General features: G+C 72.9%; 22 protein-coding genes. 8 read left to right on the top strand and 14 right to left on the bottom strand.

Annotation, left to right across the window (positions count from 1 at the left end):
• Positions 1-44 precede the first annotated feature (44 nt).
• Complete coding sequence (locus ACIBQ6_RS32000) at positions 45-530, top strand: glutathione peroxidase (RefSeq protein WP_358284999.1); 486 nt, start codon at positions 45-47, stop codon at positions 528-530.
• Here ACIBQ6_RS32000 and ACIBQ6_RS31995 read toward each other — a convergent pair.
• Together ACIBQ6_RS31995 and ACIBQ6_RS31990 are read right to left on the bottom strand one after the other, a co-directional pair.
• Positions 527-1,681 carry an acyltransferase gene (locus tag ACIBQ6_RS31995; protein WP_397216413.1) on the bottom strand — a complete coding sequence of 385 codons (1,155 nt, stop codon included), beginning with the start codon at positions 1,679-1,681 and terminating at the stop codon, positions 527-529. The two genes, ACIBQ6_RS32000 and ACIBQ6_RS31995, sit on opposite strands and share 4 nt — an antisense overlap.
• A 37-nt stretch (positions 1,682-1,718) precedes the next feature.
• Positions 1,719-2,669: an alpha/beta hydrolase gene (locus tag ACIBQ6_RS31990; RefSeq protein ID WP_397216411.1), complete on the bottom strand. Its 951-nt coding sequence runs from the start codon at positions 2,667-2,669 to the stop codon at positions 1,719-1,721.
• A gap of 156 nt (positions 2,670-2,825) precedes the next feature.
• On the opposite strand from ACIBQ6_RS31990, the gene ACIBQ6_RS31985 reads away from it, so the two are divergent.
• Complete coding sequence (locus ACIBQ6_RS31985; RefSeq protein WP_397216409.1) at positions 2,826-3,623, top strand: alpha/beta fold hydrolase; 798 nt, start codon at positions 2,826-2,828, stop codon at positions 3,621-3,623.
• Between the two features lie 18 nt (positions 3,624-3,641).
• On the opposite strand, the gene ACIBQ6_RS31980 is transcribed toward ACIBQ6_RS31985, so the two are convergent.
• Positions 3,642-4,724 (bottom strand): LacI family DNA-binding transcriptional regulator, encoded by a 1,083-nt coding sequence (locus tag ACIBQ6_RS31980; RefSeq protein WP_397216407.1) that lies wholly within the window; start codon positions 4,722-4,724, stop codon positions 3,642-3,644.
• A gap of 174 nt (positions 4,725-4,898) precedes the next feature.
• On the opposite strand from ACIBQ6_RS31980, the gene ACIBQ6_RS31975 reads away from it, so the two are divergent.
• Entirely contained in the window at positions 4,899-6,110 is a 1,212-nt protein-coding gene (locus ACIBQ6_RS31975) for a sn-glycerol-3-phosphate ABC transporter ATP-binding protein UgpC (RefSeq protein WP_352357172.1), read from the top strand.
• Between the two features lie 114 nt (positions 6,111-6,224).
• On the opposite strand, the gene ACIBQ6_RS31970 is transcribed toward ACIBQ6_RS31975, so the two are convergent.
• The gene (locus ACIBQ6_RS31970; protein WP_358285009.1) at positions 6,225-6,977 is read right to left on the bottom strand and encodes an SDR family oxidoreductase; all 753 of its coding nucleotides are present in this window, start codon (positions 6,975-6,977) and stop codon (positions 6,225-6,227) included.
• A gap of 46 nt (positions 6,978-7,023) precedes the next feature.
• Between ACIBQ6_RS31970 and ACIBQ6_RS31965 the strand changes: the two genes are divergently transcribed.
• The gene (locus ACIBQ6_RS31965; RefSeq protein ID WP_397216405.1) at positions 7,024-8,181 is read left to right on the top strand and encodes a PQQ-dependent sugar dehydrogenase; all 1,158 of its coding nucleotides are present in this window, start codon (positions 7,024-7,026) and stop codon (positions 8,179-8,181) included.
• Here the strand turns inward: ACIBQ6_RS31965 and ACIBQ6_RS31960 are convergent.
• Positions 8,141-8,476, bottom strand: coding sequence for a carboxymuconolactone decarboxylase family protein (locus ACIBQ6_RS31960; RefSeq protein ID WP_352324894.1), 336 nt, complete (start codon positions 8,474-8,476; stop codon positions 8,141-8,143). The genes ACIBQ6_RS31965 and ACIBQ6_RS31960 overlap by 41 nt on opposite strands.
• 292 nt (positions 8,477-8,768) lie before the next feature.
• Between ACIBQ6_RS31960 and ACIBQ6_RS31955 the strand changes: the two genes are divergently transcribed.
• From ACIBQ6_RS31955 to ACIBQ6_RS31945, 3 genes are read left to right on the top strand one after another with little or no spacing between them, the layout of a single operon-like run.
• A complete protein-coding gene (locus ACIBQ6_RS31955; protein ID WP_397216403.1) occupies positions 8,769-9,416 on the top strand; it encodes a hypothetical protein in 648 nt (215 codons plus the stop codon).
• A gap of 10 nt (positions 9,417-9,426) precedes the next feature.
• Entirely contained in the window at positions 9,427-12,552 is a 3,126-nt protein-coding gene (locus tag ACIBQ6_RS31950) for an AAA family ATPase (protein WP_397216401.1), read from the top strand.
• Positions 12,553-12,579: 27 nt separating this feature from the next.
• Complete coding sequence (locus ACIBQ6_RS31945) at positions 12,580-14,040, top strand: MFS transporter (protein WP_397216399.1); 1,461 nt, start codon at positions 12,580-12,582, stop codon at positions 14,038-14,040.
• On the opposite strand, the gene ACIBQ6_RS31940 is transcribed toward ACIBQ6_RS31945, so the two are convergent.
• A complete protein-coding gene (locus ACIBQ6_RS31940; RefSeq protein ID WP_397216397.1) occupies positions 14,033-15,241 on the bottom strand; it encodes a TerC family protein in 1,209 nt (402 codons plus the stop codon). The genes ACIBQ6_RS31945 and ACIBQ6_RS31940 overlap by 8 nt on opposite strands.
• The gene (locus tag ACIBQ6_RS31935; RefSeq protein WP_397216395.1) at positions 15,211-16,710 is read right to left on the bottom strand and encodes an LLM class flavin-dependent oxidoreductase; all 1,500 of its coding nucleotides are present in this window, start codon (positions 16,708-16,710) and stop codon (positions 15,211-15,213) included. The genes ACIBQ6_RS31940 and ACIBQ6_RS31935 overlap by 31 nt, the downstream gene beginning before the upstream one ends.
• A gap of 206 nt (positions 16,711-16,916) precedes the next feature.
• Between ACIBQ6_RS31935 and glnII the strand changes: the two genes are divergently transcribed.
• A complete protein-coding gene (gene glnII / locus ACIBQ6_RS31930) occupies positions 16,917-17,936 on the top strand; it encodes a glutamine synthetase (protein ID WP_358285033.1) in 1,020 nt (339 codons plus the stop codon).
• A 52-nt stretch (positions 17,937-17,988) separates the two neighbouring features.
• Here the strand turns inward: glnII and ACIBQ6_RS31925 are convergent, their stop codons facing one another.
• The 7 genes from ACIBQ6_RS31925 to ACIBQ6_RS31895 form a co-directional block, all read right to left on the bottom strand.
• Positions 17,989-19,500 (bottom strand): aldehyde dehydrogenase family protein, encoded by a 1,512-nt coding sequence (locus tag ACIBQ6_RS31925; protein ID WP_397216393.1) that lies wholly within the window; start codon positions 19,498-19,500, stop codon positions 17,989-17,991.
• Positions 19,501-19,613: 113 nt separating this feature from the next.
• On the bottom strand, positions 19,614-20,504 hold the full coding sequence (locus tag ACIBQ6_RS31920; RefSeq protein WP_397216391.1) for an aminoglycoside phosphotransferase family protein: 891 nt from the start codon (positions 20,502-20,504) through the stop codon (positions 19,614-19,616).
• An 82-nt stretch (positions 20,505-20,586) separates the two neighbouring features.
• The gene (locus ACIBQ6_RS31915; RefSeq protein WP_397216389.1) at positions 20,587-20,850 is read right to left on the bottom strand and encodes a DUF1876 domain-containing protein; all 264 of its coding nucleotides are present in this window, start codon (positions 20,848-20,850) and stop codon (positions 20,587-20,589) included.
• Between the two features lie 59 nt (positions 20,851-20,909).
• Positions 20,910-21,509, bottom strand: coding sequence for a hypothetical protein (locus tag ACIBQ6_RS31910; RefSeq protein ID WP_397216387.1), 600 nt, complete (start codon positions 21,507-21,509; stop codon positions 20,910-20,912).
• A gap of 78 nt (positions 21,510-21,587) precedes the next feature.
• Positions 21,588-22,514, bottom strand: a complete 927-nt coding sequence (locus ACIBQ6_RS31905) for a hypothetical protein (protein WP_358285041.1) — start codon at positions 22,512-22,514, stop codon at positions 21,588-21,590.
• Between the two features lie 234 nt (positions 22,515-22,748).
• Complete coding sequence (locus ACIBQ6_RS31900; RefSeq protein ID WP_397216385.1) at positions 22,749-25,985, bottom strand: NACHT domain-containing protein; 3,237 nt, start codon at positions 25,983-25,985, stop codon at positions 22,749-22,751.
• 27 nt (positions 25,986-26,012) lie between these two features.
• Positions 26,013-26,564, bottom strand: coding sequence for a cupin domain-containing protein (locus ACIBQ6_RS31895; RefSeq protein ID WP_358285045.1), 552 nt, complete (start codon positions 26,562-26,564; stop codon positions 26,013-26,015).
• Positions 26,565-26,571: the final 7 nt, after the last annotated feature.

The following is a 26,571-nucleotide window of genomic DNA, read 5'->3' as shown; positions in this document are numbered from 1 at the left end:
TAGGTCACAATCTGCGGCGGGCGTCGTTCTGTAAGCTTCAGATCATGAGCCTTCGCGACATCCCGCTCCGCACCCTCGCCGACGACCCCACCACGCTCGGAGACCTCGCCGGCGACAAGGCCGTGCTGCTGGTCAACGTGGCCTCCCGCTGCGGCCTGACACCGCAGTACGCCGGCCTGGTCCAGCTCCAGCAGGACTTCGGCCCGCGCGGCTTCAGCGTGGTCGGCGTGCCCTGCAACCAGTTCGCCGGCCAGGAGCCCGGCACGGCGGAGGAGATCCAGGAGTTCTGCTCGGCGACCTACGGCGTCGACTTCCCGCTGCTGGCCAAGGCCGACGTCAACGGCCCCGGCCGGCACCCGCTCTACGCCGAGCTCACCGAGACGGCCGACGAGGAGGGCGCGGCGGGCGACGTCCAGTGGAACTTCGAGAAGTTCCTGCTCGACCGCGAGGGCAACGTCGTGGCCCGCTTCCGTCCCCGCACCGCCCCCGACGACCCGGCCGTCGTCGCGGCCATCGAGAAGCTGCTCTAGCGGGGCCGCCGGCGTTCGTAGGCGTGGAAGGCGGCGCAGCACACCAGCAGCGCCGCCGCGAACGCCGGCAGCCAGGCCAGCCGGGCCGCCACCCACCCGAGCTCCTCGGGCGGGGTGTGCAGGCCGGTCAGCGCCCGGCTCTCCGGCAGCGCCCGGCTCGCCAGCAGGCCGAGCTCGGTCACCGCGATCAGCGCGGTCTGGTGCCACAGGAAGATCGTCATCGCGGCCAGGTTCGCCACGGCCACGGGCGCCCAGACGGCGGGGCGGCGCAGCAGCCGGCGCAGCGGGCCGAGCAGCAGCAGCGCCGCGCCGCACTGGGCGAGCCCGAAGCTGACGGCCGCGAGCGAGGGCGGGTCCAGGTTGGAGACCGGGGCGCCCGGCACCCCGACCATGGTCGCCGGGTAGCCGCCCCACACCACCAGCGCCAGGGCCGTGGCCGCGCCGCCGGTCAGCAGCGTCCAGCCGGTGGCCCGGCTCCGCAGCCGCCCGCGGGCCCAGGCCGCGCCCAGGCAGTACGGCACCAGCCAGCCGGCCGTCAGGTTCACCCACCACAACCACTCCGGGCCGCCGGGCCCGAACCGCACCGCGTCGGAGGCCGCCACCGCCGCGAGCGGCCAGGCCGGGTGCAGCCGGGCGGCCAGCGGCGTGGCCGCCGTCAGCGCGGCGAACACCAGCAGGAACCACATCGGCGCCGCCGCCATCCTGACCAGCAGCCGCACGTCCTCCAGCGGCACGCCGGAGGCGAGCATCGCGACCGCCGCCACGGCCCACACCGCCACGACGACCGCCACCGGGCGGAACAGCCGCCCCAACCGGCCGCGCAGCCACGGGACGTAGCCGATGCCGGCCGCCCGCGCCGACCGGTGGCCCTTCGCCCCGACCAGCCCGCCCACCAGGAAGAAGATCGCCAGCATCTGGAACGCCCACGACATCGGGGCGAGCTGCGGCAGGTACTTGAGCGGGCTGGTGACGCGCAGGCTGCCGCTGTCGCTGACCACGGCGGTCACCAGCCAGTGCCCGGCCACCACCCCGAGGATGGCCAGGGCCCGCAGCGCGTCCAGGGCCCGGTCGCGCTCCGGCGGCGTCCCGGCCTCGACGCGGGCGGCGAGCCCGCGCGGTCCGGAGCGCGTGCGGAGGGAGGAGCCAGACATCGCGGGCGCCTCTCCGGAGACGACGCGGGGGGAGGAGTCAGACATCGCGGTCGGCCTCTCCGGAGACGATGCGGGCGACGGCCCTCAGGGCGGGGGAGCCGGGCCGCAGGTAGTCGCTGTGGCCGCCGTCGCCCGCCGCGAAGACGCGGGCGCCGAACCCGGGCGAGACCGGGTCCGCCCCCAGCCCGACCGTGACGAACGGCAGCTCGACCAGCGCGTGCGGCACGCCGGCGATCCAGTCGGCGGCGCCGCGCCCGGCCCACACGACCGCGCGGGTGCGCATGGCGGCGACGTCGGGGACGCCCGCGCCGGGGCTGCCCATCAGGACGATGTCGGCCACGTCCAGGCCGGGCGCGGCCCGTCCGCACACCACCGAGCCGTAGGAGTGGCACACGAGCGACAGCCGGGCGCCGGGCCTGACCGCGCGCAGCTCACGGACGAACGCGCGCAACCCGGGCACGGCCTCGTCGGCCCGCGCGGGCGTCAGCACGTCCAGGCTGAGCGTGCCGGGCGTGCGGTAGCCGGCCCAGGCGATGACCGCCGAGCCGTCGCCGAGCGCCTCGCGCAGCCGCGTCGCGCTGGCGTGCAGGCGGCCGTACCGGTCGAGGTTCGTGTCGGAGCCGGGCACCAGGACGGCGATCCGCCGGGCCGTCGCCAGGTCGCCGAAGACCTCCACGGTCCGGCCGCCGTCGCGCCCGTCGAAGGACAGGAACGTGCGCGACGGGTCGGCCATGGCCCGCAGCGCCGCCGCCCGCAGGCGGTGCCCCCGCGCGGCGGCGGTGCGCTCGGCGGCCAGGACGGCGGCGCGCCCGGCGGCGTACCGCCCGGTCAGCTCGTCGGACAGCGCGGCCGGGGTGGCGGCGCGCAGCGGCGCCACGGCGGCGGGAACGGGCGCGGGCACCCCCGCGGACCCGCCGGCGCCGGACGCGGGCACCGCCACCGAAGCGGTGACGAGCGCGGCGAGCAGGCGGTTCCTCAGCGATGCCATGGCGAATGGTCCCCTTCCGTGCCGGTTCTTCCTTCCGGCACCGAAGGTAGGGATCACGCCTTGTAGTCGGCTTCCCGCTGGGGGATGCACCTTTCGCGTAGCTCTGAGGTACTACGGGGCTGAGGAGGCGTACAGTGGCCGCACTGAGGAGGCGCCATGCTCACGGTGACATCCGCCGACGGGACCGACGTCCGGGTGGTCGAGGAGGGGCGGGGCCCGGCCGTCCTCGTCCTGCACGCGGGGCTCGACGACGGCACCCAGTGGGGCAAGGTCGCGGGGCTGCTCGCGCCGCGGTTCCGCGTGGTGCGTGTCCGGCGCCGCCAGTACCGGCCGGACCTGGCCGGGCCCGCCACCATGGCGCAGGAGGCCGCCGACGCGGTGGCGGTGGCGGCCGCGCTCGGCGGGCCCGTCCTGCTCGTCGGGCATTCCTCCGGCGCGGTGGCCGCGCTGGAGTCCCTGCTCCTCGCGCCGGACGCCTTCGCGGGCGCGGTCCTGTACGAGCCGCCCGTCGCCCTCGGACCCTCGCTCGGCGGCGCGGCCAGCCAGGCGGCCGTGGCCGCGGTGGCGGCGGGCCGGCCGGGCCGGGCGATGCGGATCTTCTTCAGGGACGTGGTGGGCCTGTCGCCGGCGATCTCCTGGCTGACCTCCGTGGCGGTGGCCTGCCATCGGCCGACGCGGTTGCGCGCGCCCCGCCAGATCGACGACCTGCTGGCGATCGACGCCCTGGGCGACCGGCGGGCGGCGTACGCGGCGATCCGCACGCCGGTGGTGCTGCTCGGCGGCGACCGCAGCCCCGCCCATCTCGGCGCGCGGCTCGACGCCCTGCGGGAGACGATCCCCGGCGCCCGGCGCGTCACGCTGCACGGGCAGGGGCACGGCGCGCACCTGAGAGCGCCTGCGGAGGTGGCCCAGGTGATCGAGGCGCACGCGCGGGACGTCCTCGGCGAGAGCTGAGCGCGTGCCGCTCGCCGGTCACCTGCGGGGGCCGCAGCTCCCGCGGATGATCAGCTCGGTGGGCAGCACCACCGAGCGCGCCCGCCGGGTGCCCTCGCGCAGCACCAGCTCGCAGGCCCGGTATCCCATGTCGCGGCCCGGCTGGGCGATCACGGTCAGCGGCGGGGCGCACAGCTCGGCCCAGGGCACGTCGTCGTACATCACCAGCGACACGTCCTTCGGCACCCGCAGGTCGAGCTCGCGGGCGGCCAGCACGGCCGCCTCGCCCAGGACGTTCCCGCCCGCGACGACGGCCGACAGGTCGGGACGGCTCTGGAACAGGCCGGAGGCGGCGGCGTACGCCGAGTCGCGGCTGCCGGTGCCGAACACCACCAGCTCCTCGTCCACCGGCGCGCCCACGGCCTCGCGGAAGGCGGCGGCCCGCCGGTCGTGGCCGGGGCCGCCGAGGAAGGCGATGCGCCGGTGGCCGAGGCCCCGCAGGTAGCGCACGGCCGTACGGATGCCGGCGCGGTCGTCGGCCAGCACGGCGGGCACGTCGAGCGGACGCGCGGCGCTCTCGGGGACGCGCCCGCGGGGAGCCACGCCGTCGAGGAGCATGAGATCGTCGAGGGCGCTCTCGGCGGGGTCGCGGTCGCCGTCGCGCCCGGCCTCGGGCGGCAGGCGGTCGGCGAAGACCACCGTCATGCCCGCCCTGAGCGCGGGGGCCCACGTCTCGGCGTCGCCGGAGGGCACCGCGATCACCCGGTCGACGCTCTGTTCGAGCAGCATGCCGATCAGCTCGGCCTCCTGCTCGGGGTCGCCGCCCGTCGAGCCCAGCACGACGGGCTCGCCCGCCGACCGGGCGCAGGCGAGCACGCCCTCGCAGAGCTGCCCGTAGAAGGTGTCGGTGAGGTCGGGCACCAGCAGGCCCAGGCCGCCGGTGCGGCGCTGGCGCAGGTTGCGGCCGAGCGCGCTGGGCCGGTAGTCGAGCTGGGCGGCGACGGCCAGCACCCGCTCCCTGGTGCTGGGGCTGGCCGAGCCGCCCGACAGCACCCGGGACACGGTCGCGACGCCGACGCCCGCCGCCTCGGCCACATCCTTGATCGTCGCCCGCTTCTCCATGGAAACGATTCCATCATGGATTCCAGGTCACCGGAAGACCATCGGTCCTCCAAAGGCTGGTCACGCGGTACCCCTTGACACCGATGTCCGTTTCGGGTGAGATACGTGAAAACGTATCCACGGGAACCGAGAACCAACGTCCGGGCCGATCGCCCTGGAGCGCGAAGGAATGTCATGGCATCCATCGTTCTGACGAACGTCGACAAGATCTACGCCGGTGGCGTGAAGGCCGTGAACGGGCTGAACCTTGAGATCAAGGACGGCGAGTTCATGGTGCTGGTGGGCCCATCGGGTTGCGGCAAGTCGACCGCGCTCCGGATGATCGCCGGCCTTGAGGACATCAGCGGCGGCGAGATCGCCATCGGTGACAAGGTGGTCAACCACCTTCCGCCGAAGGACCGCGACATCGCGATGGTCTTCCAGAACTACGCGCTCTACCCGCACATGACGGTCGAGGAGAACCTCGCCTTCGGCCTCAAGCTCCGCAAGATGCCCAAGCCGGAGATCCAGAAGCGGGTCAACGAGGCCGCCAAGATGCTCGGCCTGGAGACCTACCTCAAGCGCAAGCCGGCCGCTCTGTCCGGTGGTCAGCGCCAGCGTGTCGCCATGGGCCGCGCCATCGTCCGCGAGCCGCAGGCCTTCCTCATGGACGAGCCGCTGTCGAACCTCGACGCCAAGCTCCGCGTCTCCATGCGCGCCTCGCTCAACACCCTGCACGAGCGCCTCGGCGTCACCACCGTGTACGTCACCCACGACCAGGTCGAGGCCATGACCCTCGGCGACCGCGTCTGCGTCCTGCGCGACGGTCTGCTCCAGCAGGTCGACACCCCGCAGAACCTGTTCGACAAGCCGGTCAACCTGTTCGTCGCCGGCTTCATGGGCTCGCCCTCGATGAACTTCGTCACCGCCGAGCTGGCCCGCGACAACGGCGCGGTCGTGCGCTTCGCCGACATCAGCCTGCCGATCCCCGACTCGGCCTTCGCCGACAAGCCGGGCCTCGACCAGTACATCGGCAAGAAGGTCATCCTCGGCATCCGCCCGTCGGACTTCGAGGACGCCAACTCGGCCGGCAACCACGCCAACGGCTGGGCCACCCTGCCCGTCAAGGCGGAGGTCACCGAGGAGCTGGGCTCCGAGATCAACGTGCTGTTCCTGATCGACGCCCCGCCGGTCGAGCACAAGGACACCGTCGCCGCCGCCGACACGGGCGACGACGAGGAGGCGGCGCTGCCGCTCGTGGGCGACAAGTCCCTGTGGACCGCCCGCGTCAACGCCCGTAGCCACGTGCGCCCCGGCCAGCGCATCGACCTGGTGCTGGACACGCACAACCTGCACTTCTTCGACCCGACGAGCGGCCTGGCCATCGGCCACGAGGCCAACCGCTAGCAGAGCCCGCCGGATCTTCCGGTTCCCGGCCGTGAGTCACTCACGGCCGTCCCGGGCCCCCACCGCGACCCCCTCCCGCGGCGGGGGCCCACCTTGTTGTGGTACGCCCCGAGGTCAGCGGCGGCCGAGCCTGGCCGAGACGCGCCCGGCCAGGTTGTGCGGCACCAGCTTGCCGATCGCCACGATGGCCTTGTAGCGCAGGTCGGGCACCGAGACCCGCTTGCCGAGCGCGAGGTCGCGCATGGCGTCCCTGACCACGTTGTCGGCCTTCAGCCACAGGAACCCTGGGATGCCCGAGGTGTCCATGGACGCCCGCTGGTGGAACTCGGTGCGCACGAAACCCGGGCACAGCGCCATGATCTTGATCCGCGGGTTGCGCACGTCGTTGGCCGCCGACTCGCTGAAGTTGACCACCCACGCCTTCGAGGCGCTGTAGGTGCCGCGGGAGAAGAACGCCGCGACCGACGCCACGTTGATCACCGCGCCCCGGTCGCGCTTGCGCATCGCGGGCAGCGCCGCCAGGGTGAGCCGCAGCACGGCCTCGCAGTGGACCTTCAACATGCGCAGCTCGTCCTCGACCGGCACCTTCAGGAAGTCGCCGGGGTGGCCGAAACCGGCGTTGTTCACCAGCAGGTCGACGCCGTCGCGGAGTCTCGACTCGACCCTGGCCAGGCCCTCCTCGGTGGCCAGGTCGGCGGGCAGCACCTCGACGTCCACGCCGTACCTGAGCCTGAGCTGGTCGGCGACCTGGACGAGCCGCTGCTCGTCGCGCGCGACCAGGACGAGCGAGCAGGCGTCGGCGGCCAGGCGGCGGGCGAACGCGGCGCCGATGCCGGCGGTGGCGCCCGTGATCAATGCGGTAGGCATGTCCTGAACCTTAACGTCCCCGGTCGGGCGTGCGAGTATGGACGGCGTGCGCCCCCTCGCGGCCGTGCTCCTCCTGGCCCTCACCGCCTGCTCGGCCGCCTCGTCCCCGCCCGGCCCGGCCACCGTGTCCTCCGCCCCGCCCGCCCCGCCGGCCTCCACCCGGGCTTCTCCGCCGGCGAGCCCCGAGCCGAAGAGCGCTCCCCGGCAGGTGCGCTTCCGCGAGCTCGGCCGGTTCGAACGGCCGGTCGCCCTCGCCGCGCGCAAGGGCGACGCCCGGCTCTACGTCGCCGAGCAGGACGGCCGGCTGCGCGCCACGGACGGCGACGTCATCGTCGACCTGTCGGGCGAGGTGAGCGGCGGCAACGAGCAGGGCCTGCTCGGCGTGGCCTTCCATCCCTCCGGCCGCTGGCTCTACCTCGACTGGACCGACACCCGCGGCGCCACCCACGTCACCGAATGGGCCTTCGACGGCCGGCGCGCGACCGGCCGGCGCGACGTGCTCACCCAGGAGCAGCCGTACGCCAACCACAACGGCGGCCAGCTCGCCTTCGGCCCCGACGGCCATCTCTACGTCGGGCTCGGCGACGGCGGCAGCGCGGGCGACCCGCAGGGCAACGGCCAGGATCTCGGCACGCTGCTGGGCAAGATCCTGCGCATCGACCCGCGCGGCAGGCCGTACAAGGTGCCGCGGGACAACCCGTTCGCCGGGAAGGACGGCGCGCGGCCCGAGATCTGGGCCTACGGCCTGCGCAACCCCTGGCGGTTCGGCTTCGACCGGCACAGCGGCGACCTGTGGATCGGCGACGTCGGCCAGGACGAGGTGGAGGAGGTCGACCGCCAGCCGGCCGCCTCCAAGGGCGGCGAGAACTACGGCTGGAACCTGCGCGAGGGCGGGCGGCCCTTCCGCGGCGGCACGGGCCGCGGCCTGACCGAGCCGGTCATCACCTACCCCCTGCACAAGGACGGCAGCTGCTCGGTGATCGCCGGGTACGTCTACCGCGGCGCCGCCCTGCCCTGGCTGCGCGGCAGCTTCCTGTACGGGGACTTCTGCGCCGGCTGGGTCAGGGCCGCGCCCGCGGCCGAGCCGTCGAAGGCGGCCGAGATCGGCCGGGTCGAGCAGCTCTCCTCCTTCGGGGAGGGGCTCGACGGCGAGCTCTACGCGCTCAGCCTGCGGGGTCCGCTCTACCGGATCGAGCCTGCCTGACCCGCTCGATCAGCTCCTCGACCTGGTCGTTGAGCCGCGATCCGCGGGTCCAGCCGGCGTAGTGGGTCAGGAAGACCACCACTTCGCGCAGCTCGCTCTCGCTCAGGTCGCCCGCCCGCAGCGCGACGTCGAGCTGCACGGCGGTCAGCTCGTCGAGCCCCTGTCCGACGAGCAGCCCGAGCAGCAGCAGCCGGCGCTCCTTGACCGACAGGGCGGTCCTCGACCACAGGTCGGCGAACTGCCGCTCAGCCGTCATGCCGAAGGAGTCGACGGTCTCCATCGCGGGTTCTTTCATGGTGCGCTCCGAGGCTCGGGATGGGCGTCCTCATATCCTTTGCTACTTCCTGTGGTCTACCAATGGGGGTTGCACGAACGTTGTATCCCGGGCGACCGTAGAGTGTGGCGACCTGGCCCATACCACCATTTGGTGGTCTGTAACAAGTAAAGCCAATCAATGGCCAAGATTTGGTCAAGATTTCTCATCGTGCATCCGGCCTCATTCCGCATGAAAGCGGGCACAACAACTGCGTTGGTCCGTAAAGCGGAGGTAAGCCCAGGTGAAAAGGACACGGGCTTGGATCGCGCTCATGGTCGCGGTTTTCGTGCTGCCGGCGTGCGGGCAGCCGGAGTTCACCTACGTACGGGACAGGGAAGGCACCACCTATTTCAAGGTGCCCGCCTCGTTCACGCAGCTCAACGCCAATCCGATCGAACTGTATCTGACGGGTGACCGGCCCGGTTCGCTGGCGGCGGCGACACGCGCGCAGCGGGTCTGGTCCACGGCCTTCGACCAGTCGGCCGAGCCGTCGGTCAACCATCTGCTGAGCTCGTCCGACCCGTTCGTGTACGCCACCGTGCACAAGCTCACCGAGCAGCAGCGGGACGCGATCTCGCTCAACCGGCTGCGCGACTTCGTGCTGCCCGTGACGGACCCGATGCGCGAGCTGTACGAGCAGCAGGCCATGACCACCGGCCGGCCGCCCATGTTCGCCAAGTTCGAGCTCCTCAGCGACGACGTCCTCGCCCTGGAGAACGGCGCCAGAGGCGTGCGGGTGCGCTTCAACTACCAGATCGGCGCCGACGTCCAGACGTTCGACCAGACCGCGATCCTCGACGAGAAGGGCGCGACGGTCTCGGTCATGCTCATCGGCTGCCGGGCGACCTGCTACCGCGACCGCGGCGCCGAGTTCGACAAGATCGCGGGTTCGTTCAAGCTGCTCCGGCTGCCCGGATGAGGGGACGTCAGTGACCACCACCGTTCAGCACGAAGGGCTGCGCGCCCCCGGCAGCGGGCCCTCCGACCCCGACTCCGTGACCAGGAAGAAGATGCAGTTCTGGGACCGGAGCAAGTTCCTCGTCGCGCTGGTCCTGGCCTACCTGATCCTCACCTGGAAGGTGATGGCCGACTGGACGGGCGTCGTGACCTTTCCCGAGGCGGCCTGGAAGATCGGCTACGAATACCAGTGGATCTTCTGGCTGCTCGGCGCCGAGGCCCTGCGGCAACTGCACTTCCTGGTCAGCGAGCACTGGTCGGGCTACCACCGGTTCTGGAGCCAGAAGGTCTTCGGCGGGTTCGAGCGGTGGACGCACCGGCGCTTCGACGACTGGACCAGGTACCGCATCTCCAGAGCCCTGAAGATCGCCTTCTTCGTCACGCTGACCGCGCTCGTGGCGGGGGCGGTGCTGGACGTCAGCCCGTTCGTCGCCCTGTTGCAGGCGCCGACGCTGATCTGGCAGGCGCTGCCGTTCCTGCTGCAGATCGTCTTCCTGTTCTTCTTCGTCATCATCCAGTTCGTCGGCCTGTTCTGGTTCCTGTCCAGGGGCGGCGTGGAGACGTACTTCCCCGACGACATCAAGACCCGCTTCGCCGACGTCTGGGGACAGGACCACGTGGTCGAGCGGGTCCAGGAGAACATCGTCTTCCTGGAGCGGCCCGACGAGATCGAGCGGCGCGGCGGGTACGTGCCCAGCGGCCTGCTGCTGTGGGGCCCGCCCGGCACCGGCAAGACCCTGATGGCCGAGGCCGTGGCCGGCGAGACCGGCAAGCCGTACGTGTTCGTGGATCCGGGAGCCTTCACGAACATGTTCATGGGCGTCGGCATCCTGAAGGTCAAGGGCCTGTTCAGGAAGCTGCGCAAGCTGGCGCTGCGGTACGGCGGCGTGATCGTCTTCTTCGACGAGGCCGACTCGCTCGGCAAGCGCGGCAAGCTGGCCCAGCAGGGTCCGCCCGGGCAGGGCGGCTTCTCGGCGCACACCGGCTTGTCCGCGCACTCCGGCTTCACAGGGCACCCCGGCTTCACAGGGCCCTCCGGCTTCGCTGCGCACTCCGGCTGCCACGGGATGACGTACCTGTCGGAGGAGAGCCGTTCGGTGCTGGCCTTCAAGGGCCGGCGCGCGGCCGCCGACGCCGCCGACCCGCCGGGCACCTGGCGCGAGCGCTTCTTCGCCGGCGGCGGCATGATGAACAGCGGCGACCCCGGCACCCTCCAGGCGCTGCTCACCGAGCTGTCCGGGCTCAAGAAGCCGCGCGGCTTCTTCAACCGGCTGGTCAGGCGGCTACTCGGGATGCGGCCCAAGCCGCCGCCCAAATACCGCATCCTCGTCATGATGGCCACCAACCGGCCCGACGCGCTGGACGAGGCGCTGCTGCGGCCGGGCCGCATCGACCGCATCTACAAGGTCGGCTACCCGTCCAAGGCCGGGCGGGTGCGGACGTACCAGGGCTATTTCGACAAGGTCGAGCACGAGCTCACCGGGGAGCAGATCGACAAGCTGGCCACGATCACGCCGTACGCGACCGGGGCCACGATCAAGGACCTGGTCAACGAGTCGCTGATCACCGCCATCCGTGCCGGCCGGGAGGTCATCACCTGGTCGGACGTGCTGCGCGCCAAGCGGCTCAAGCAGCTCGGCCCGCCCGAGGACGTCGAGTACATCGAGCGCGAGCGGCACGCCGTGGCCGTGCACGAGGCGTGCCACGCCGTGGTGGCGTACGTGACCCGGTTCCATCTGGAGATCGACATCGCCACCATCGAGAAGGGCGCCGACTACCTGGGCATGGTCGCCTCGATCAAGCCCGAGGACCAGTTCACCCGCTGGAAGTCCGAGTACGAGGCCGACATCATGGTCTCCCTGGCCTCGCTGGCCGGCGAGCGCATGTTCTTCGGCGAGGACAACTCCTCCGGCGTCTCCGGCGACCTGCACGCGGCCACGTTCCTCACCGCGCTCATGGAGTCGTACTGGGGGATGGGCTCCGGCGTCACGTCGCTGCCCGCGCTCCAGGAGCTGGAGATCCACGGCGGCAAGGCCATGCGCGGGCGGGGCGGCGGGGGCGGCGGCATCGGCATCACCGAGCGCGAGCCGGTGCGCGCCGCGCCCGACCTGACCCCCGACGTGCTGGGCGAGCGCATCGAGTTCAACCTGGTGCGGCTGCTGGAGAAGACCGAGCGGCTGCTGGAGGAGCACCGCAGGCAGGTGCTGTGCCTGGCGCACGCCCTGGAGACGCACAAGACGCTCAACGGCGACGACGTGGTGGCCGTCATCCGCGGCGAGCGCGGACCGCTCGTGGACGGCACGATCTACGCCTCCGACGAGCTCTACGAGCAGCTGGAGGACTACCACCACGACGCGGCCAGGGCGCACAAGGAGCACAGCCGCATCGAGCGCGAGCTGCCCGGCCCGGTGGAGGAGGAGGCCGCGCCGCGGGCGGTCGCCTTCGCCGCCCCGGCCGCGGGCGCCGGCCCGGCCGTGGCGCAGGTGATCACGGCCGAGGTCACCCGGATCGACCTGGGCGTCGGGCAGGGCGTCGAACAGGGTGGTGATCGGCCCGAGTTCGTGCCGTGGGCGCCAGCCCCGCGGGCCGCCGCGGTCCCATCAGCGGGCCCGTCAGCGGGCCCGTCAGCGGTCCCGTCGGTGGTCCAGGCGGTCCCGGAGGGGATTTCGGCCGCCGTCCCGCACGCGGGCTTCGGGCCGGTCCCCGGGGCGGTCGCCGAGGTCCGGCCGCGGCGGCGTGCCGGACGGGCCTGGCTGGTCGTGGCCAGCCTGCTCGGGCTGATCGCGCTGGCCCTGATCGCGGCGCTGGCGGTGACGGGCGCGGTGCCCGGCGCGGGCGCCGACGTCGCGGCGGCTCCCGCGCTCGCCTCGCCGGCCCTGCTGCTCCTGCTGTTCGTCGTGGTCGTCGGGGTGGTCGTGGGCGCCGGGCTCGCGTTCGTGGCGGTCAGGGGCGTACGGACGGCGCAGGCCAAGGCGGAACGCGAGCGCGACGAGGCCCACCGGCGGGCCCAGCTGCTGGCCGCGGCCATGGACCCGGACACCGCCATGCGGCTGCTCGGCTACGACGGCAACGGCAACGGGACCCGGGCCGATGGGTGATCATATGGTCACTTAGAGTAAGGATCTATGAGCAAGGACGGCGTCGTACGCAGCCTGGTCCCCGCCCGCATGGACCGCCTGCCGTGGGCGCCGTTCCACACCCGGCTGGTGATCGCGCTCGGCGTGGCCTGGGTGCTCGACGGGCTGGAGATCACCATCGCCAGCAACGTCGGGGCGTTCCTGCAGCGCCCCGACACGCTCGGCTTCACCTCCGCCGAGGTGGGCCTGTCGGCCACCGTCTACCTGATCGGCCAGGTGGCCGGCGCGCTCTACTTCGGCTGGCTGTCCGACCGGCTCGGCCGCCGGAAGCTGTTCATCCTCACGCTCGGCATCTACCTGGTCGCCAGCGGCCTGACCGCTCTGTCGTGGGACCTGTGGAGCTTCCTGGTGCTGCGGTTCGTGGCCGGGGCGGGCATCGGCGGCGAGTACGCGGCCGTCAACTCCGCCATCGACGAGATGATCCCCTCCCACTACCGGGGCCACGTGGACCTGGCCATCAACGGCACCTACTGGCTGGGGTCGCTGCTGGCCACCTCGGCCACGTTCCTGCTGCTGCACCCGGGCGGGCCGCTGGACCCCGACTGGGCCTGGCGGCTCGGGTTCGCGGTCGGGCCGGTGATCGGCCTGGCCATCTGGGGGCTGCGCCGGCACCTGCCGGAGAGCCCGCGCTGGCTGATGACGCACGGCCGTGAGGAGGAGGCCGAGCTGGTCGTCGCCCGCATCGAGCGGGAGGTCGAGCGGGAGGACCGGGTCAGGCTGGAGCCGGTGCCGCAGGAGCAGGCGCTGGAGATCGTCCCCGAGCATCACGCGCCGCTGTCGCAGGTCGCCAGGACGTTGTTCCGCACGTACCCGGAACGCTCGGTGCTGGGGGCGACGCTGATGATCTGCCAGTCGTTCCTCTACAACGCCGTGTTCTTCACCTACTCGCTGGTGCTGACGCACTTCTACGGCGTCCCGGCGGGCTCGGTGCCGCAGTACATGTTCGCCTTCGCGGCCGGGAACCTGCTCGGGCCGCTGCTGCTCGGCAGGCTGTTCGACACGGTCGGGCGCAGGCAGATGATCTCGGCCACGTACATCACCTCGGGGCTGCTGCTGGCGGTGACCGGGTGGCTGTTCAAGGAGGGGATGCTGACGGCGGTCACGCAGACCGTGCTCTGGTCGGTGATCTTCTTCATCGCCTCGGCGGCGGCCAGCTCGGCGTACCTGACCGTGAGCGAGATCTTCCCGATCGAGCTGCGGGCCCAGGCCATCGCCATCTTCTTCGCGCTCGGGCAGGTCGCGGGCGCGTTCGGGCCGACGGTCTTCGCCTCGCTCATCGGCGACCAGCGCGACCCCGACCCCACCCGGCTGTTCTACGGCTACTGCTTCGGCGCCGCGATGATGGTGGCGGCCGGGCTGGTGGAGATCGTCTTCGGGGTGAAGGCCGAGCGCACGCCGCTGGAGCACATCGCGGCCCCGCTGACCTCCCGCCAGGCCACCCCTACCTAGCCGGGCCCTGCCCGCCCTGGTGCCCGCCCTGATGCCCGCCCTGGTGCTCGGCGTGCGCTCGCGCCACCAGGGCGGCCAGCCGCTCGTCCCGGGCGACGCCGGCCCGCTGCCGCTCCGGCAGCTCGCCCAGCCGCGCCTCGGCCGCGAGCAGGTCGCGGTAGACCTCCTCGCGCCGCGCCGGGTCCTTCTCCACGTCCAGGTAGTCCTGGGCGTGCCGGCGGACGGCCGACACCACGTTCTGCGCCCGGCCGCGGGGGCTGGCCAGCGAGGCGGCCACGGTGACCAGCAGCACGCCGACGATCACCGACAGGGACAGCCCGGTGCTGATCTCGGTGACGTTCACCGGCTCGCCGTCGTTGATGAACGGCACGTTGTTCTCGTGCAGCGCGTGCAGCCCGAGTTTGACGCCGATGAAGGCCAGGATGACCGCCAGCCCGTAGGCGAGGTAGATGAGCCGGTCGAGCAGGCCGTCGATGAGGAAGTAGAGCTGCCGCAGCCCCAGCAGGGAGAAGGCGGTGGCGGTGAAGACGAGGTAGACGTTCTGGGTGAGGCCGAAGATGGCCGGGATGGAGTCGAGCGCGAACAGCACGTCGGTGCCGGCCAGGGCGATCATGACCAGCAACATCGGCGTCATCACCCGGCGGCCGTCCACCACCGTGAACAGCCGGTCGCCGTCGTAGCTGTCGGTGGCGCGGAACAGCCGGCGGGCCAGGCGGACCATGACGTTGTCGGTGTGGCCCTCGGCGCCCTCGGGCCGCAGCAGGTTGCCCGCCGTGAGCAGCAGAATCAGGCTGAAGACGTAGAACACCCAGGCGAACGTCTCGATCATCGCGGCGCCGAGGAGGATGAACCCGGTCCTGGCGATCAGCGAGAAGACGATGCCGAACAGCAGGGCCTTCTGCTGGTCGGCGCGCGGCACCCGGAAGCTCGCCATGATGACGAGGAAGACGAACAGGTTGTCGACCGACAGCGCCTTCTCCGTCACGTACCCGGCGAAGTACTCCGCGCCCGGCTCGGCGCCGCCGAACGCCCACACGCCCACGCCGAACAGCAGGGCGATCCCGACGTACAGGGCCGACCAGACGGCCGCCTCGCGCAGCGCGGGGACGTGCGCCTGCCGCACGTGGAAGAAGAAGTCGAACAGCAGCAGGCCGGCGATCCCCAGGATCGTCAGCCACCACACGGGCGCGGACACGTCCACGAACGCTCCTCGGGCTGGAGGCGGATCTCCAGGCGGCCGACCGGCTCGGCCAGTTCCGCCTCCTCGTAGGCGAAGTGCGAGGCCAGGGCCCGCGAGAGCCGTTCGACGCCGGCCCGGACCCGGTCGATCCTGGCCGGGTCGGCGATCATCTCCGCGCACGCCCGGTCCAGGCGGTCCAGCAGCTCGGCGATGACCTCGTGCTCCTGTTCCAGCTTCTTGACCACCGGCTCCAGGGCGGGGTCGCGCTCGGTGAGGGCGGGGAAGGTGCTGCCGTGCTCGACGTCGTGGTGCACGGTCAGCAGGCGGCGGAAGGTCGCGCAGAACACGCCGAGCGTCCAGTGGTTCTGGCGCAGCGCGAGCCGGTCGCCGTCCTGGCGCGGGGCCGCGGTCTCGGCGGCGACCTGCTCGACCGCGTCCCTGACCTGCCGGAGCTGGGCGCGGTAGCCGTCGTGCACGTCCACCAGGCGGCGGCCAAGCCGGGCCTGGTCGGGGGTCAGGGCGGCCGGGTCGCCGCCGGCCGTCCTGGGCCGGCCGGGCTCGTCCAGGTCGGGGATCGTCACCGGCCGGCGGACCGGCTCGGGCGCGGGCCGGCCGCGTTCCCTGGCCACGGCCGCCCGTACGGCGGGCGCGACCTCCTCGGCGAACACCCGCAGATCGCGCTCGGCCTCCACCCCCGGGGCCAGCACGAACCCGCTCATGCCCGCCTCGAACACCAGCTCCGTGAGCTGCTCGGCCCACAGGGCGGCGGGCCCGTCGAGGAAGCCCGCGCCGGGCAGCGGCGACAGGCTGCCGCCGAGGTTGTAGACCTTGCGGATCGCCGCCGGGTCGCGCCCGGCGGCCGCGGCGGCCGCGTCGAGGATCCTGGCCTGCGCGGTCACCGCCTCGGGCGGGCTGTGGAAGGACGAGGTCAGCCAGCCGTCGCCGGTCCGGCCGGTCAGCTCCAGCATCCGCCGCCCGGTCGCGCCGATCCAGATCCCGATCGGGTGCGGCGGGAAGGGGCCGGGCCGCGCGCCCGCCAGCCGGTGGTGGCCGCCGGAGAAGGTCACCGGGTCGCCCGGCGTCCACAGCGCCCGGATGACGGTGATCGCCTCGGCCAGCGCCTCGATCGACTCACCGGGGGAGAGCCGGGGGCCGCCCATGGCGGCGATGGCGTCCCACAGCGCGCCCGCGCCGAGCCCCAGCTCCACCCGGCCGCCGCTGAGGATGTCCAGCGAGGCGGCGGCCCTGGCCAGCACGGCGGGCGGGCGCAGCGGCACGTTGGCCACGTCGGGCACCAGCCGGACGCGCTCGGTGCGCTGCGCGATGGTGGCCAGCAGGGTCCAGGAGTCGAGGAATCCCGCCTGGTAGGGGTGGTCCTGGACGCCGACCAGGTCCAGGCCGAGCCGGTCGGCGAGCTCGGCGTGCCGCAGGACCCGGTCGCCGTCCGCCGCCTCGGGCGCGAGCAGCGCGCCGAACCAGACATCCTCCATGATCATCATCCCCCGGCCTCGATCGTCGTACGGCCGCCGTCCCCCGGACGGCCGACCTGCCCCAGCTAACCGTCTTTATTGGATTTACCCCCTAATAGCGGGACGGGTGGTGGCACGATTAACACGGCGTTCACATTCGGGCAAAAACCGGGAAATGGCCATCCATAAGACTCGGCGTGGCTGAGAGAAATCCCGAAAGGATCACCGTGAGCTACAAGGCTGAGTACATCTGGATCGACGGCACCGAGCCCACCGCTCTGCTGCGCTCGAAGACGAAGATCCTGGCCGACGGTGCCGAGCCTCCGGTCTGGGGCTTCGACGGCTCCAGCACCAACCAGGCCCAGGGCCACGCCTCCGACCGCGTGCTCCGCCCGGTGTTCACCTGCCCCGACCCGATCCGCGGCGGCGACAACGTGCTCGTGCTGTGCGAGGTCGAGGAGATCGACGGGACGCCCCACTCCAGCAACACCCGCGCCCTGCTGCGCCCGATCGCCGAGCGGTACGCCGACCAGGAGTCCTGGTTCGGCATCGAGCAGGAGTACACCTTCTTCAAGGGCAGCCGCCCGCTCGGCTTCCCCGAGGGCGGCTTCCCCGCCCCGCAGGGCCACTACTACTGCGGCGTGGGCGCCGAGGCCGTGTTCGGCCGCGACATCGTCGAGCTGCACCTCGACCGCTGCCTGACGGCCGGCCTGGCCGTCTCCGGCATCAACGCCGAGGTCATGCCCGGCCAGTGGGAGTTCCAGATCGGCCCGGCCGGCCCCCTTGAGGTCTCCGACCACATGTGGGTCGCCCGCTACCTGCTCTACCGGACGGCCGAGGAGTTCGGCGTCGAGGCCACCCTCGACGCCAAGCCCGCCCGCGGCGACTGGAACGGCGCCGGCGCGCACACCAACTTCTCCACCAAGGCGATGCGCGAGAGCTACGACGCCATCATCACCGCCTGCGAATCGCTCGGCGAGGGCGACAAGCCCATGGAGCACGTCTCCCAGTACGGCGCCGACATCGAGCTGCGCCTGACCGGCCACCACGAGACCGCCCCGTGGAACAAGTACACCTACGGCGTGTCCAACCGCGGCGCGTCCGTGCGCATCCCGTGGCAGGTCGAGGTGGACAAGAAGGGCTACATCGAGGACCGCCGCCCGAACGCCAACGTCGACCCGTACGTGGTCACCCGCCTGCTGGTGAACACCTGCTGCGAGGCCCTGGAGAAGGCCGGCCAGGTCTGATCCGCCCGCACGAATGAGAAGCCGCCCCCGGCCGGGGGCGGCTTCCTGCGTCTCAGATCCGGAACTCCAGGTCCGGGACGATCTCCGCCACGTCCATCTGGGCCTTCTGCAGCCGGCCCGAGAAGTCCCAGTTCATCGCCTGCCAGCGGGTGAACTGGTCGAGCACCCACATGCCCGACTGGCGGCTGCCGTTGCCCGACTTGCCGTTGCCGCCGAAGGGCAGGTGCGCCTCGGCGCCGGAGGTGGAGTTGTTGACGCTGACCATGCCGGCCGAGATGCCCTCGCGGAAGCGGAAGGCGTGCTTGGGGTTGGTCGTGTAGATCGAGCTCGACAGGCCGTAACCGGGGCGGTTGGCCAGCTCGACGGCCTCGTCCAGGGTGGAGAAGGTGGTCACGCCGACGATCGGGCCGAACGTCTCCTCCAGGAACAGCCGGTCGCCGGGCCGCACGCCGTCGACGATGACCGGGTGGTAGTAGAGGCCGCCGTCGCCGTCGAAGTCGCCGCGCGGGTTGTCCTCGGTGATCCTGCCCGTGCTGCCCGAGACGACCTCGTGGTGGGGCTGGATCCAGGTCAGGTACTCCTCGTACCGGTCGGCGAACTTCTGGTCGAGCAGCGGTCCGGCCAGCACGTCCTGCTCGGGGTCGCCGATCCTGGCCGCCGCGGCCGCCCGCGCGAACCGCTCGACGAACTCCTCGTGCACGCTCTCGTGCACGATGACCGTGCCCAGGCTGGTGCAGCGCTGACCGGCGGTGCCGAAGCCGGAGAACAGCGCGCCCTCGACGGCCAGGTCGAGGTCGGCGTCCGGCATGATCACCATCGGGTTCTTGCCGCCGAGCTCCAGGCACGCCGACTGCAGGTGGCGCCCGGCCAGCTCGCCGACCTTCCTGCCGACCTCGCTCGACCCGGTGAAGCCGACCTTGTGCACGCTGCCCTCCTCCAGGGCCAGCTCCAGCCCCGCGAAGGTCTGCGCGCCGTCGGCGAAGACCACGTTGAGCACCCCGTCGGGCAGCCCCGAGGCGGCGAACAGCCGGTACATGGCCTCGGCGGAGGCGGCGGCGTACTCGGCGGGCTTCCACACCACGGCGTTGCCGCACAGCAGCGCGGGCACGAGGTACCAGGACGGCACGGCCACGGGGAAGTTGCCCGCCGTGATCACCGCGGCGACCCCGACCGGGTTGCGGAACGTGAACAGGTTCTTGTCCGGCATCTCCGACGGAACGGTCTGCCCGTAGAGCCGGCGGCCCTCGCCCAGGAAGAAGTCACAGGTGTCGACGATCTCCCGCACCTCGCCCAGCGCCTCGGCGTACGGCTTGCCGATCTCCCGGGTGACCAGGCGGGCCAGGCTCTCGGCGTTGGCCTCGACCAGCCGCCCGATGGAGGCGATCACCCGGCCGCGCACCGGCGCCGGCACCTTGGCCCACTCGCGCTGGGCCTCCTTGGCGGTGCGGCAGGCGGCGGCGAACGCGGCGGCGTCGGCCAGGCCGACCCGGGCCACGACCTCGCCGGGGCGGGCGGGATTGGTCGACTCGTACACGCTCTCGCCGGTGGTGTCCTTCCCACCCACGATTGACACGATCTGACGGCTCACCGGTGGCCTCCTCGTAGTTCCTCCGGACAGACAATCATCTCGCCGGAAAAAACCCAAGAATCCCGTCAGCGTGCGCTTCAGTGTGCGGTTCAGCGCGGGCTGCCGAGCACCTCGCGGATCACGTGCCGGGCGTTGGCCGCCATGGCCGGGTTGGTGTCCTTGTAGTAGGGGAGCTGGATGAGCGCCATGGACAGGGCCCGGCCGCGGCCGCGCGCCCAGGTGGCGTCGTCGGCGCCGAGCGCGGCCCGGAAGACCTCGCGGGCGGCGGGCGGCAGCAGGTTCCAGGCCGGGATCAGGTCGCAGGCCGGGTCGCCCGCGCCGGCCGTGCCCCAGTCGATGACCCCGCTCAGCCGGCCGTCGCGGACCAGCAGGTTGCCCGGCATCAGGTCGGCGTGCACCCAGACGGGCCCGCCCTGCCATTCGGGCGCGCTCAGCGCGTCCTTCCAGGCGGCCGTGGCGGCGGCGGTGTCGATCATGCCGTCGAGCTCGCCGATCGCGGCCCGGGTGGCCTCGTCGAGGCGGGACAGCGGGCCGCCCCGGTAGGCGCCGGGCGCCCCGGCGGGCTCGACCTCGCGCAGCGCGGCGACGAACGCCGCCAGATCGGCGGCCAGCGCCTCCCCGTCCCCGGAGAGCGCCCCGGCCTCCGGGTTGTCGCCGTCCAGCCACCGGCACACCGACCACGGCCAGGGGAACCCCTCGCCCGGCAGGCCCTGGCCGAGCACCGCGGGGATCGGGACGGGCAGCGCGGGGGCCAGCAGCGGCAACCACCGCCCTTCCCTGGCGACGTCGCCGACGCCCTGCTTGACGCGCGGCAGGCGGACGGCCAGGTCGTCGCCGAGCCGGAAGACCGCGTTGACGGTGCCGGAGGAGGGGAAGCGGCGCAGCGGGAGACCGGCCCACCGCGGGAACTGCGCGGCCAGCAGCCGCCGGACGAGGGCCTCGTCGATGTCGGCCTCGTCCGCGTGCATCCTGCCGCCCATGCGCGTCCCCTCCGGTCCGTACGATCCGCGGGGGCCATGTCAGCGGACCGGGGGCGGGTGCGTCAAGTCGATATCGCGGCCCTCACCACGACCTGGTCGGCACCGGGCCGCCGTCGCCGAGCTCGTGCCGGGCGTCGCTGGACAGCCGGCCGGCCAGGTCGGCCAGCGCCCGCGCGACGGCCAGCTCGTCCCCGACCTCGGGCATGGACGGGTCGGCGGGGTTGCGGCGGGCGTGGCCCGACCCCTCGACCCGCGTGCCGTCCGGGACTGTCAGGATCGCCCGCGCCGAGGTGTCGTCGCCGTCCTCGGCGAGACTGATCCGGACCGTCCACTCCTTGGCTTCCATGGCTCGCCTCCTCCCGCGTACGGCTGCCCGGACACACGGCGGTAAACCGCATGACCCGGCTACGGGCGGCGCGGGCGGCGCCACCGGTCGTTGGCGCGGATCCAGGCCGCGTCCCAGTCGGCGTACCTGCGCCGGTCCAGCAGCCGGCGCAGCGCCACGACGGCCCCCAGCACCAGCAGGAAGGCCAGCACCTGGACGAACGCCGCCATGCCCACGCCACGCAGGACCACGTCGGTGCGGCTCGGCGGCGGCGTCGTGGGGTCGCCCTCGCCGTCGATCCACAGGGGGACGGTCTGGCCTGCCCGCGTGCCGGCCGGCACCTGCACCTGCCCGGTCCTGGCCACGCCCGCCGGGGTGGTCCAGCTCGCCGGGACCATGGTGGTCGCCGCCTCGCCGAACGACGGCCGCACGGGCCGCGGCTCCCGCAGCGCCGTCGCGGTCACCTGTTGCCGGAAGCCGGGGCCCACGCGGGCCTCGCGCAGGCCGCCCTCGTAGGTGATGCGGCCGGCCAGCACGGCCGGCCAGACGCTCAGCAGGACGAGGAGCACCGCCACCGCCAGCCCGGCGCTCTCCAGCCGGTCGGAGCGGCGGCGCAACGGGTTGCGGTCCGGCCGGTGCCTGCGGATCCGCAACATCGCGGCGTTCATGACGGCCCTCATCGCGCACCTCCCACGGTCACCTTTCCTCCTTCCCGCAGAAACGGCCGGTAGCCCGCCCGCGGGCCGCCGCCGCGCAGGTCAGCTCCAGGGCGCCGTCGGGTACCAGATGAGGTCGCGGCGGGCCAGGATCCGGACGTCCCAGTACAGAAGGGTGAAGACCCCGGCCACGACGAGCGCCGCGCCGGTGATGAGGGCCAGGCGGGTCGGGGTGGCGGTCAGCCAGCGGTGCGCGCGGCCCCCGGTGGCCAGGGCGAGCAGCACGAACAGGACCGACATGACGACGATGTTGCCGGCCGACTGCAGCATGAACGCCAGCGCGCCGTACAGGGGGTTGTGGCTCTCGGCGGCGTCCCTGAAGAGCTGGCGGAACAGCGGGAACGGGCGGCCGATCAGGAAGCCGCCGATGAGCGCGCCCATGACGGCCATGCGGGCCCTCGGGTGACGGGCCAGCGGGTCGGGCAGGTAGCCGAGCGCGGCCAGGCCCAGGTAGAGGAAGGCCAGCCCGATCAGCCCGAACGTGACCATCGCCTGGATCAGGCCGGGGGACAGGGTGCCCGGCGCGGGCCTGGCCGTGGCGAACTGCGGCATGGCGGTGCCCACGATCCCCACCACGACGCCGTACGCGCCGGACACGGCCAGCGCGCCGGCCGCCAGCCAGCCGAGCGGGCGCAGCGTCCCGCGGATCCGTTCGCCGACCGACGGCCTGGCCCCGACCAGGGGCGCGACCGCGCCGAGCGCGGCGATGTTGCAGGCGGTGAACGAGCCCGCCAGGCCGGAGGCGAAGGCGAACACGATGCCGGAGAGCGTCCCGGCGATGGGGGTGGCGTCGGCGTCGCGGCCGAGCATCGTGTCGGCGACCGTCGAGCCGATCGTCTGGTCCACGAACTCGGCCGACCACACCACGGTCAGCAGGAATCCCGCCAGGGCGCTGAGCAGCAGCACGAGTCCGCGGCGGCGGGCGGGGGCGGAGTCGACGGCGGGGGTCGCGGCGAGGGGCAGGGTCATGGTGGTTCCCCTTCTCGTCCAGCGGGAGGCGGCGCCCGCGCACGGGCGGACGCCGGGCGTCCCGGGGGGGTGAACGTGTACACGCCGTGCAAGTTCTGTGACGACGGCCTGGACGTGATCAGGGCAGGGCGCCAGGCCGGACAAGGCCGGTTGGTGGGAACTCTGAACGGGATATTGCCACGTTTAGCACGAAATTCCGGGTTGTAAAAGGCGCCGCCCACCCCTGCCGGGACGTCACATCTTCTTGATCCGCACCCCGCTCCCGCCGACGACCCGCTGCGAGTGCCCGAGCCGGACGGTGAGCCCCGGCATCCCGGTCAGCGGGCTCACGTCGAGGTCGTGCCCCATGTTGATCAGGCTCAGGGTGCGCAGCCGGGGGAGGGCGGCCAGGGGCGACAGGTCGGTCACGCCGGGGCAGCCGGCCAGCGTCAGCCGGCTGAGCTGATCCTGGCTGCGCAGCGGGGCGAGATCCGTCAGGGTGCCGAGGCCGCGCAGGTGGAGGCTGGTCAGGGAGAAGCGGTCGAGTGCCGCGAGGTCGATGTGATCGAGGTCGTTGAGGTACAGGTCGGCGATGGAGGGACAGGACCGGGCGGCGACATCGAGGCAGGCGGCCGCCCCGGCGACGCCGTCCAGCCACAGCGTCTTGAGCAGCCGCATCCCGGCGAACACCGTCCCGGGAACCGGCAGGCGGTCTCCCATGAGGAACAGGAACTCCAGCTCGCTCTGCCGGGACAGCGGCTCCTGCCAGGAGTCCTCACTGTCGTCCGGTAGGTCGATGCCGAGTTCGCGCAGGCGAGGCAGGCGGTCGAGGATGCCCGGATCGAACGGGACTCCCTGGAGCCACAGCTCGTCGAGCGCCGGCAGCCGCTCCATGGCGCCGAGGTCGGGCGCGGGCGCGGTGAGCCAGCGCAACTGCAGGGTTCGCAGGTGGGGCAGCAGCTCCACGCCGTCCAGGGAGCTGAGCGGGGCGTCCTGCACGCTCAACACCCGCACTTGCGGCATGTCGCGGAGGAATCGCAGGTCGGTGAGGGGGTCGGTCATGGTGACGGTCACGTTGGCCGCCTTCAGGCGGGCGGCGGCGCGGAGATGGCGGGAGCCGAAGAAGGTGACGTCCTCCATGTCGGCCAGGACGCGGCGGGCGTAGACGTCGGCGTCGAAGTACTGCCACCCCTGGCGAAGCTGGTCCTGCACGCCGTAGCGCTGGTCGGAGGCGTAACCGGCCAGGCGGTCCAGGGCCTCCGGGCCGTTGGTCAGGTATGTCGTGCGGACCGTCAGCGCCGCGCGCCGCACCGGCAGGGCCGTCAGGTCGCGGGGCAGGCGGCGCAGGATCTCCTCGCCCGCCGCCGCCAGCAGGGTCGCCTCCTCCTCCGTACGCGGCGGGATCACCTCCGCCAGGCACGCCTCCACCCGGTCGCGCAGCCCCGCCGGGATCTCCTGGACGGTCTCCAGGCACGCGGCCACCAGCAGCCGCAGCCGGCGGGCGTGCTTGCCGCCCTGGTCGGCCCGGTCCAGCAGGCCGCGCAGCAGCTCACCGCGCAGCCGGCCGTTCGCGTGCCCGGCGGCCATCACCACGACCTCGCGCCACTGGTCCAGGTGGGCCCGCTCGACCGCGGCCTCGACGTCCTCGTCCTCCACGAGCTGCCCGGCGGCCAGGTACTCCTGCACGGTCCGGTGCGCGAAGTCGATCCGGCCGGGCACCGGCTCACGCAGCACGCCGCTCCTGCGCAGCAGGTGTTCCAGCACGTCGGAGGCGGTGTGCGAGACGCGGGTCATCGAGGCGAGCTTCTGCTCGACCCGGCGCAGCGCGGTCGACTTCGACAGCTCGGAACGGCCCATCGACACCAGCCGCCAGGCCAGGTCGCGCAGGATCCACACCTTCTGGCCGGGGTCGAGGGACATGTCGTCGTCGATCCGCCGCTCGGCGTCGCGGCGTTCCAGCAGCAGGCTGAGCACGGCGTCGTAGAAGCCCATCCGGCTGCGCGGCAGCTGGGTGCGGCGGTCGAGGTTGAGCGCGCACAACATGGCGGCCAGCAGCGGGGTCGAGGCGACCACGCCCAGGTGCGGATTGGACTCCATGCGGGCCAGCAGGGCGACCTCGTAGCCCTCCAGCTCGCCGGGCTCGCACGGCAGGCTCGGGCAGTCGCGCATCGCGACGTGCCACTGGCGGATCAGCTCCCGCTGGTCGTCGGGCGTCATCGGCTCCAGCGTGGACGCCGCGAACCCCTCGTCGGCCAGCCAGCGGGCGTCGGCGGCGGTCGGACGCGAGGTCACCACGACCCGCAGCCCGGGATAGGCCGCCAGCAGCCGCGACAACCACTCCCGCACGGCCGGCCGGTGCCGGACGAGCAGCTCGTCCACCCCGTCGACCAGCAGCAGGCCGCGGCCGGAGTCGAGCACGCGCTCCACCCAGCCGCGCGGCATGCGCCCGGCGACCTCCCTCGCGACGTCGTCGAGGAAGGCGGCGGGCGCGGGCAGCCGTCCCGACGAATGGCTCCTCAGCTTGATCATCAGCGGCACGCAGCCGTTCCAGGCGGCCAGGTCGCCCGAGAAGCCGCCGCGCGCGGCGGTCACCGCGAGCCAGCGCAGCAACGTGCTCTTGCCCGACCCCGCGTCGCCGCGCAGCAGCGTGAGCCGGGCGCGGCCGAGCGCCGACTCGATGCGCTCGGCGCCGCGCTCGGCGGGATGCCCGCCGGTGAGCGCGGCGATCGACAGCCGCTCCGGCGCGCGCGGCCCGCGCTCGCCGGAGGAGACGTTGAGGCTGATGTAGGCCATGCTCAGCGACGTGCGCGGGCGGTAGGACTCCACCCGGACGCCGAACAGCTCGACCTCGTCGAGGGTGCGGCTGGCGAAGCCGAGGTAGAGGCGTTCGAACGCGGCGTCGTCCTGGGTGCCCTCGGGGGCCTCCAGCGTGCGCTGCGGCAGCCTGGCGAGCAGCCGTTCCACGCCCTCGGCCAGGCCGCTCAGCCTGCCCAGCGTCTCGGTGGCGGCGCGCGGCACGTACTGGGGGAGCTGCCGCATCAGGCCGACCAGGCAGTCGACGGACTCGGCGAGCAGGACGGCGTACAGGCGGTCCTCGGCCTCCCCGAGGCGCGGTTCCGGGAGGGCGGCCAGGATGCGCTCGGCGAGCTTGGCCGGGTCGGCGTCGGACTCGAACAGCGCCTCGTCCGACAGGTCGGCGGCGCGCAGCGCGGCCACGGTCTCCAGCAGGACGGCGGCCCGCGCGGACTCGTCCAGCCCGCGGAACTCCTGCTCGATGAGGCGCGACAGCCGCCCCTCGACGGCCAGCGCGATGCCCTGGAGCTGGTTGTCGATCTTGCGAGGCGCCAGCCGGTCGCGAAAGCCGCTCTGGACCAGGTCCTTCAGCTCACTCGTCCGGTCTTTGCGCGCGGCCCGGACGGCCAGCCATTCGCGCATGGCGCGCTCCGCGACGCTCTTCCCAGCGGCGGTCAGGGCCGCCTCGATGCCCGGCATGCCTTCTATATAAGACGATCTTTACGATCACGCGGTGAAATCGGCGAAGTCGAACCCCGGCGACACGACGCAGCTCACCAGCACCGCCTCGTCACCCGCCGGGCGCGCGGACTGCCACACGCCGCCGGGCACGACCGCCTGCGGCACCTGCCCCCGCTCGACCAGCGGGCCCAGGACGACGTCGCGGTCTCCCACGGTCAGGCTCAGCGGGCCGCCCCGGTGCCACAACCACACCTCGTCGGACCTGACGACGTGCGGGACGGACTCCTCGCCCGGCTGGAGCAGGAAGTAGATGCCGGTGGCGCTCGCGCGCGGCCCCGGATAGCCGTCGGGCCGGACCGTGACGGGCGAGCGCCAGGTCTCGCGGTACCAGCCGCCCTCCGGATGGGGGAGCAGGTCGAGCGCGGCGGCCACGGGCGGCCGCTCGGCGAAGGCGACGGGCGCGCCGGTGACGTCGCGCCGCAGGAAACGGGTGCCGTCGAGGACGGCCTGGCCGTCGAGCGCGGCGGCCAGCGCCAGGGCGGCGGCCTCGTCGGCGACCTCGGTGGGCGCGCCGTCGGGATAGATCCTCAGCTCCACATGGCCG

Origin of the sequence: Nonomuraea sp. NPDC049655, assembly GCF_044465465.1 — a bacterium.
Lineage (GTDB): Bacteria > Actinomycetota > Actinomycetes > Streptosporangiales > Streptosporangiaceae > Nonomuraea.
This window is presented reverse-complemented; position numbering and strand designations above follow the sequence as displayed.

Bases quoted from the DNA above. Each gene is read 5' to 3' on its own strand.
- ACIBQ6_RS32000 (WP_358284999.1), top strand. From the start codon at position 45: ATGAGCCTTCGCGACATCCCGCTCCGCACCCTCGCCGACGACCCCACC.
- ACIBQ6_RS31995 (WP_397216413.1), bottom strand. From the start codon at position 1,681: ATGTCTGGCTCCTCCCTCCGCACGCGCTCCGGACCGCGCGGGCTCGCC.
- ACIBQ6_RS31990 (WP_397216411.1), bottom strand. From the start codon at position 2,669: ATGGCATCGCTGAGGAACCGCCTGCTCGCCGCGCTCGTCACCGCTTCG.
- ACIBQ6_RS31985 (WP_397216409.1), top strand. From the start codon at position 2,826: ATGCTCACGGTGACATCCGCCGACGGGACCGACGTCCGGGTGGTCGAG.
- ACIBQ6_RS31980 (WP_397216407.1), bottom strand. From the start codon at position 4,724: ATGGAGAAGCGGGCGACGATCAAGGATGTGGCCGAGGCGGCGGGCGTC.
- ACIBQ6_RS31975 (WP_352357172.1), top strand. From the start codon at position 4,899: ATGGCATCCATCGTTCTGACGAACGTCGACAAGATCTACGCCGGTGGC.
- ACIBQ6_RS31970 (WP_358285009.1), bottom strand. From the start codon at position 6,977: ATGCCTACCGCATTGATCACGGGCGCCACCGCCGGCATCGGCGCCGCG.
- ACIBQ6_RS31960 (WP_352324894.1), bottom strand. From the start codon at position 8,476: ATGAAAGAACCCGCGATGGAGACCGTCGACTCCTTCGGCATGACGGCT.
- ACIBQ6_RS31955 (WP_397216403.1), top strand. From the start codon at position 8,769: ATGGTCGCGGTTTTCGTGCTGCCGGCGTGCGGGCAGCCGGAGTTCACC.
- ACIBQ6_RS31945 (WP_397216399.1), top strand. From the start codon at position 12,580: ATGAGCAAGGACGGCGTCGTACGCAGCCTGGTCCCCGCCCGCATGGAC.
- ACIBQ6_RS31935 (WP_397216395.1), bottom strand. From the start codon at position 16,710: ATGGAGGATGTCTGGTTCGGCGCGCTGCTCGCGCCCGAGGCGGCGGAC.
- ACIBQ6_RS31920 (WP_397216391.1), bottom strand. From the start codon at position 20,504: ATGGGCGGCAGGATGCACGCGGACGAGGCCGACATCGACGAGGCCCTC.
- ACIBQ6_RS31915 (WP_397216389.1), bottom strand. From the start codon at position 20,850: ATGGAAGCCAAGGAGTGGACGGTCCGGATCAGTCTCGCCGAGGACGGC.
- ACIBQ6_RS31910 (WP_397216387.1), bottom strand. From the start codon at position 21,509: ATGAGGGCCGTCATGAACGCCGCGATGTTGCGGATCCGCAGGCACCGG.
- ACIBQ6_RS31905 (WP_358285041.1), bottom strand. From the start codon at position 22,514: ATGACCCTGCCCCTCGCCGCGACCCCCGCCGTCGACTCCGCCCCCGCC.
- ACIBQ6_RS31900 (WP_397216385.1), bottom strand. From the start codon at position 25,985: ATGCCGGGCATCGAGGCGGCCCTGACCGCCGCTGGGAAGAGCGTCGCG.